Below are 6,537 nucleotides of genomic sequence, written 5' to 3' on the forward strand. Positions count from 1 at the left end.
AGCGTTGGAGTGCTTCGTTTTTTGCCCTGCCCCGGCGGTGGAGCCTGTAAAGCGGCTGAATTACTCTTTATCAGCCTGGGCTTGTTCTAACTTCTCAATTTCTTTGAGTGCTTTACTCATTAGTGTTTTGGTGCCATGCCCTTCTGGATTAACCTTTTGAGTCGCTTCACACCAGGACACGCAGGCTTTAAATTCCCCCTTCAGGAAGGCATTCTTTGCCATCATGTTCAGCATTTTGCTTTTCACTGGCATCGCCAGTTCCCACTTCGCATCCAGTAGCACTTTCACCAAGTTATCCAGGTACGGGCTGGCTGTTTTCTCTTCCTTAATTTGTGCACTAGCCCAGTCATAGGTGTAATCACAAATGAACGTTTCCATCGTGCTGCTAAAGCCATGCGGCATGGTTTGCTTTGGCGTTTTCACCAGGTAAAACCCCAGGTGTAAGCCTTGCTCGATATCACCGATATCGAATAACCAGACCATCATCATCACGGCCACGCTGTTCGGGTAGTCGTGGCCATTGGCCATGTAATCTTCAACAAACGGCATATAGTTCGGCAGCAGCTCTTTTTTCATCGCTGCTTTATCTTCTATGGTGTCTTTGGTGCTTAAACGCTGAACATCGGTCTGTAACGCAGCTTGGTATTGTTCAAGCAGTTGTTTGAATGGCTTACCATCACCAGGCGTTTGAAAATGTTGATTAGCGTCCAAAGTCTCCTGATTTAGATCAGGTTGATGTTTCAACTGAATCGCCTTCAATTTACTAATCGGTTGCTCAGTCTTTGGCTGGCTCAGTTGCTTTTCACCACCCGGCTCTGCTCGCTTTTGTTTTAACTGTCTTAATTTGCTCATTTCGGCTCCTGTTTATCCCTGACCGGCACCCCGGTCAGGGAACAGTGGGTTGCATTGCTTCAGGGTGTTATTCGGCTGTTAACTGAATACCTTCGATAAAGGCGGTCAATTCCTCATCCTCAACCACATAACCTTGGTTCGCTGAGTTAAAGTCCTGCACTTCGTCTTTCTCTGGTTTGTCTTTTTGCAGGCGACGAACCGAGCTGTCTTGAACGTAAATGGATAAGTTTTTTAGTGGTGTGACGAGCACTTTTCCTTCTGGGAAGAAAGGCGCATACATCGTCGGCATGTTGCCGTAAGCCTTAGTAATACGACCGGACAGCATGGCTTTTTCCGTCGGTGTATTACCATTGGTTTCGTAATAGGTACCTTCTTGAGAAGACAAAATGTCTGAGCCAACAATAAAGACCAAATCATCACGGTTACGGTGATAAATAGGCAGCATCTGTCTGGCTTCATGAGCCAACACATCCAGATTTTTAAAATCAGCACTACCCAAAACCACTTCATTAGTTGCAGCGGCTAAATGCTGCGAACCACCATTGAAATCACGAATCTTTTGCAGCCAACCAATATTCATATCTTCAAGATTAGGGTTAGCATTGATGTCACTATTTGTGGAAACTGATGTGCCATGCCAACCGATAGTCAGCATGTCGTTACCAATGGCTTGGCGAACAAGCTGCATATAACGAGAAGCAAAATCAGGGAATTTCGCCCAGGCATCAATCAAGGCATATTTAATGGCCACATCGAATTCTGTTTTAAAGCATTCGTAGCCTTTTGAATCCGTATCGGCCAAGTGTTTTGGGACACGTTCACCGGATCCGGTGGTATCTGTTCTACTCGCCACACGGCCAGATAAGAACATGCCAACCTTTTCGCCTTTTAGCTCAGCAACAGGCACAGCCCCATTAATCTGACGAAGGAAAGGATTACCATCTTCAATGATCTTGTTATAAATGGTTTGCGCCACTGTTGGCGTAGCAGCGTAATGTTGACCGGCCGAAGGATTACCCGGTTGCAGCCCGAAACCACGAGCGGTATTAACAAAGTGGAGGTCTAATGCTTGGCGACCTTGTTGAGATAAATTCATGTCTGATTCCTTACTGATAAAACGGAGTTAGATGTAGTCGTCAGCTTTGAAGGAATCACCTTCATGCTCACCGGCATTGGTGCCAGGTTGTTCTTCCAGCGCGGCTTTGAACTGTTTGGTCAGCTCATCAAACTTGGTTTGCAGTTTGTTAAAGGCTTCAGCATCAACCGTTGAAGCTTGCTCACCACCTTTATGGCTGGCTTTGGCATCCTTCAGTTCTTTGATTTCCGCTTCTAGTGCAGCAAAGCGTTCAGCGGTGATTTCCAGTTTTTCAGGTTCACCGCTTGGCTTACCTTCACCTTCTGGCTTGCCATCTAGCTGTTCTTTAAATGCAGCTAATGACTCACTTAAAGCTGTCATTGAAGCCGTCAGTTGTTCTGCGGTTTTCTTATCCATGTCGCCCTCGTCGGATTTGTCTTTGGAAAATAAACGTGTAAACCAACGCGGGGGCTGGTCGTCGTTGTGTGAATCGTTGAAGTTGTGAGTCTCGTTTTCGACGAACTCACCTAAGATGATGGTTTGGTCTTTGTTAGCGGTGAATCGCATTTCAGACGTCGCTACTGAAGCCGGTGTGTCTGTGGCAGCAAGACCAGATAGATAAAACTTGCCGGTGTCTCTGAAGTTAGGCATTAACTCCATTGAGGTGTGGAGACGCTGCCCTGATCTAGCTGTTGATTGATAAATCTCATTCGGGGCAATTTGAGCGTAAAGGTCGACGCCACCTTCTGAGTTCTCTTCAGCTCTGACGGCAACAACGCTGCCCATGCTGTACATGCGAATGTGATCCGGCCAGATTTTCGCCTGGTATAACTCTGGGTCATACGTTTCAGCGGCATCTCGTAACCATTGCGGATCTATGTCACGACCATCGATGGTTTTGCCACTGCGGCCGATGCGTTTCCACTCTGTTTTTAACTTAGCCATTCATCACCTGGTAACCTTAAATTTTCAGCTTCGTGCTGGTTTTGTGAAAATATTAGGTCTTAAAAAACCGTGATTCAACGCTTTTGCTTTGGCTAGATTCCTATAACAAATTACTAGGAAAGTTAAGGACTTACTTCGCTTTTTTTGTGTGCTTTGGCACCTAAAATAAGGTCAAAAACACAGAGGCATCATGGCGAAGTATTCAGCAGAGATAAAAGAAACGGCGAAAAAGCTCTTTATTAAGGGCTGGTCTATCACTGAGATATCAGCTCAGACCGGCGTGAATGAGCGAACGCTGTATAACTGGCGTGATGCTGACGAGTGGGAATCCTTTGCTGCACCGGACACAGTTGAGCAAGCCATTACCAGGCGAATCAATGCACTGATTGAGATTGATAACAAAACAGAGTCACAGCAGCGAGAGCTGGATTCACTGGTGGCTAACTTTGGCAACCTTCGCATCAACATCGCCCAGGCTCAAAAACTACAAGCTGAAGCGGTGGCCATATCCAAAGGTAACTACATACCGCATGAGTTTCGTGACTCAGCCCCTACCGAAGAAGAGCTAAAGCAAGAGAAAAAGCCCCGGCGTAAACGCAAAGAAAAACCGCCCAAGAACGATATCTCCAACATCACTCAAGAACAGCTGGATGAGTTTAGACAATCCCACTTCTTCGAATACCAGTTGCTATGGCATGAAAAGAAACGCCAGAGAACACGCTTCATCCTTAAATCGCGTCAGATTGGTGCCACCTATTACTTTGCTTATGAAGCATTTGAGGATGCCGTACTCACCGGTGACAATCAGATATTCCTATCTGCATCACGCGACCAGGCCGAAGTGTTTAAGGCTTACATCATCGCTATTGCTAAAGAACATTTTGATGTTGAGCTAAAAGGCCAAGGCGTCATCATTCTCTCTAATGGTGCTGAGATTCGCTTTCTCTCAACCAACAGCCGAACGGCTCAGTCTTACCACGGCCATTTATATGTGGATGAGGTGTTTTGGATACCGGACTTTGAGAAGTTATGGAAAGTCGCCTCGGGTATGTCTGCTCATAAAAAATGGCGTCGTACCCTCTTCTCTACACCATCAGCACAATCACACCAGGCTTACCCGATGTGGTCGGGTGAACGGTTTAATAAGGCGAGAAAAGAAGACGACAAAGTCGAGTTTGATATCAGCCATGCAGCCTTAAAAGATGGCGTATTGGGCATTGATAAAATCTGGCGTCACATGGTCACGGTGAAAGATGCTGAAGCCAATGGCTGTGATTTATTTGATATTGAAGAACTACAAATTGAATACACACCGGATGACTTTAATAACCTATTCATGTGTGTGTTTATTGATGATGCCAAGTCCGTTTTCGCACTCCACAAACTCATGGCCTGCATGGTGGATACCGATGCCTGGTCAGACTATCACCCCGAAGCGGCCCGGCCATTTGGTAACCGCCCTGTCGCCTTGGGTTATGACCCATCACGCACGCGAGACAATGCCACACTGGCGATATTAGCCATACCGCTTAACCCACAAGAGAAATGGCGCGTACTCAAACACATCAGCTATAACGGCCAGAACTTCCAGTACCAAGCCAACCGCATCAAAGAAATTGTGGAAACGCACAATGTGAAGCACATCGGCATTGATATCACTGGCATCGGTTATGGCGTATTTGAGCATGTGGAAAACTTCTTCCCACGTGCCACGCCGATTAACTACAGCGTACAAACCAAAACCGAGCTGGTGTTAAAAGCCCTGGGCGAAGTCGAGTCCCAACGCCTGCAATACTCCGCTGGTGATAAACAAATTACCCAAGCATTCATGATGGTCACCAAAACCGTCACCCCAGGCAGCAGCCAGATTACCTATGGTGCCAACCGTTCCAACACCACTGGCCATGCCGATGTGGCCTGGTCCATCATGCACGCCCTTAACTATGAGCCATTAGTCCCACGCCGTAAGTCCACGATGAAGATGGCCGCTTAACAGGAAACCACCATGTCAGACACCAAAATTCAATTTACCTTTGGCGATCCCGAGCCAGTACTTAATAACAAGATGACCGATTATCTCGGTGTGTTTACTGACCTGGGCGGTAAATACTGGGTACCACCTGTGAGCCTCAATGGCCTGGCCCAAACCCGTGGGGCAAATTCGCATCACAACAGCATTCTCCATTTTAAGAAAAACATGATTTTAAAATGGTTTGAACCATCCAAAATGCTGAGCTACAGCACACTAAAACAAATCGCGTTAGATTTTGAAGTGTTTGGCATGTTCTATGTGCAAATATTCACCAATGGCTTTGGCCGCCCTGTTCGGCTGGGCCACTTACCCTCCATTGCTATGCGTCGGGGTAAAAAGCCTGGTGTATTTTTCAAGCTGTTATCCGATGGCAGCGAAATAGAATTCGCCCCCGATGAAGTCATTCAAATCAATGAATATGACGTGATGCAAAGCATCTATGGCATACCGGAATATATGGGCGGCATACAGTCCGTTTTACTCAGTGAAGACGCTGGCCTGTTTCGCCGTAAGTACTATAAAAACGGGGCTCACATGGGCTATATCTTCTTAACCTCCGATACAGGCCTGGAAGAAGATGATCTACAGATACTCTCTGACCAGGTATCGCAATCTAAAGGCCCCGGTAACTTCCGATCGATGCACCTCAATATCGAAAGAACCAACGCCAAAGAACCGGTGAAGATCATCCCCGTGGGTGATATTGGTACCAAGGATGAGTTTGAACGCATCAAAAACATTACCCGTGGTGAAATCCTTTCCATGCACCGGATGTATCCAGGTTTATCTGGTGTGATACCAGAAAGTAATAGCGGCTTTGGGGATATGGAAAAGATTATGCGGGTATATCACGAGCTAGAAGTCGGAGCAATGCAGCAGCCGTTTTTAGAATTGAATGAATTATTGGGTAAACAGGTGGTGAATTTTAGAGAGCCGGATTGGAAGTTTGAGCTGTGAATAAAATCCCAATAACTATATTGTAGAACTACATGACTAGCTACAATCCCAAGTAATATAGATTATCCTGCACACTAACTCACTGTATAAAAAGAATTAATTAAACATGAATTAAATGTCATACTATAGTTAACACAACTACCTTATGCAATTTCTTGTGAATGACAATTTTTTACTCCCGAAGAATGGAATCTCTTATGAACACTTCGCAAAAAAACAAACTAAGAAACGCCTTTGATTCAATACTTCGTGCTGACTACATTACACTAGACAACATTGATGAACTTGGAGATCTTGAAGAATACTTCATTGATTTTTTTGGTATTTTACAGAGCTTGCTTCAAAAACAAGACAGTTTCATTAGTGGAAGAAGAGGCACTGGAAAGACAACTAACTTACTCAGAGGGTACTTCGAGTGTCTAAAATCTATAGCACCAAAATTAAAATCAGATAGTCACATTCTCGGAAATAGAAAAGTACTTCCTATCTACGTCGACCTTAGCACATGTAATGATCTTTTTGACAACGATAACGAAATTACATCAGTCGAAACACATTTCATAAGACAACTGATTGATTCTCTAAAGAAACAGTTATATCTGATGTTCGATGATAAATACCTGGCTTTTTTTCAACGTGAAAATCCTACATTAAATGATTTGGAACTTATTGAAAA

The 6,537-nt window shown here is 45.0% G+C and carries 6 protein-coding genes; 3 read left to right on the forward strand and 3 right to left on the reverse strand.

The features are described from left to right. Positions 1-60 precede the first annotated feature (60 nt). The 3 genes from gpM to B4K20_RS13760 all read right to left on the reverse strand — a co-directional run bounded on the left by gpM (position 61) and on the right by B4K20_RS13760 (position 2,872). Positions 61-852 carry a phage terminase small subunit gene (gpM, locus tag B4K20_RS13750; RefSeq protein WP_289283316.1) on the reverse strand — a complete coding sequence of 264 codons (792 nt, stop codon included), beginning with the start codon at positions 850-852 and terminating at the stop codon, positions 61-63. Between the two features lie 67 nt (positions 853-919). Next, on the reverse strand, positions 920-1,948 hold the full coding sequence (locus B4K20_RS13755; protein WP_289283317.1) for a phage major capsid protein, P2 family: 1,029 nt from the start codon (positions 1,946-1,948) through the stop codon (positions 920-922). Positions 1,949-1,975: 27 nt separating this feature from the next. Continuing rightward, on the reverse strand, positions 1,976-2,872 hold the full coding sequence (locus B4K20_RS13760) for a GPO family capsid scaffolding protein (RefSeq protein ID WP_289283318.1): 897 nt from the start codon (positions 2,870-2,872) through the stop codon (positions 1,976-1,978). A 190-nt stretch (positions 2,873-3,062) separates the two neighbouring features. Between B4K20_RS13760 and B4K20_RS13765 the strand changes: the two genes are divergently transcribed. The 3 genes from B4K20_RS13765 to B4K20_RS13775 form a co-directional block, all read left to right on the forward strand. Then, positions 3,063-4,865 carry a terminase large subunit domain-containing protein gene (locus B4K20_RS13765; protein ID WP_289283319.1) on the forward strand — a complete coding sequence of 601 codons (1,803 nt, stop codon included), beginning with the start codon at positions 3,063-3,065 and terminating at the stop codon, positions 4,863-4,865. A 12-nt stretch (positions 4,866-4,877) separates the two neighbouring features. Then, the gene (locus B4K20_RS13770) at positions 4,878-5,861 is read left to right on the forward strand and encodes a phage portal protein (protein ID WP_289283320.1); all 984 of its coding nucleotides are present in this window, start codon (positions 4,878-4,880) and stop codon (positions 5,859-5,861) included. A gap of 197 nt (positions 5,862-6,058) precedes the next feature. Continuing rightward, a partial coding sequence (locus tag B4K20_RS13775; protein WP_289283321.1) for a hypothetical protein occupies positions 6,059-6,537 on the forward strand: 479 nt, incomplete at its 3' end.

Source organism: Methylophaga sp. UBA5088, from assembly GCF_002414625.1.
Taxonomy (GTDB): domain Bacteria; phylum Pseudomonadota; class Gammaproteobacteria; order Nitrosococcales; family Methylophagaceae; genus Methylophaga; species Methylophaga marina.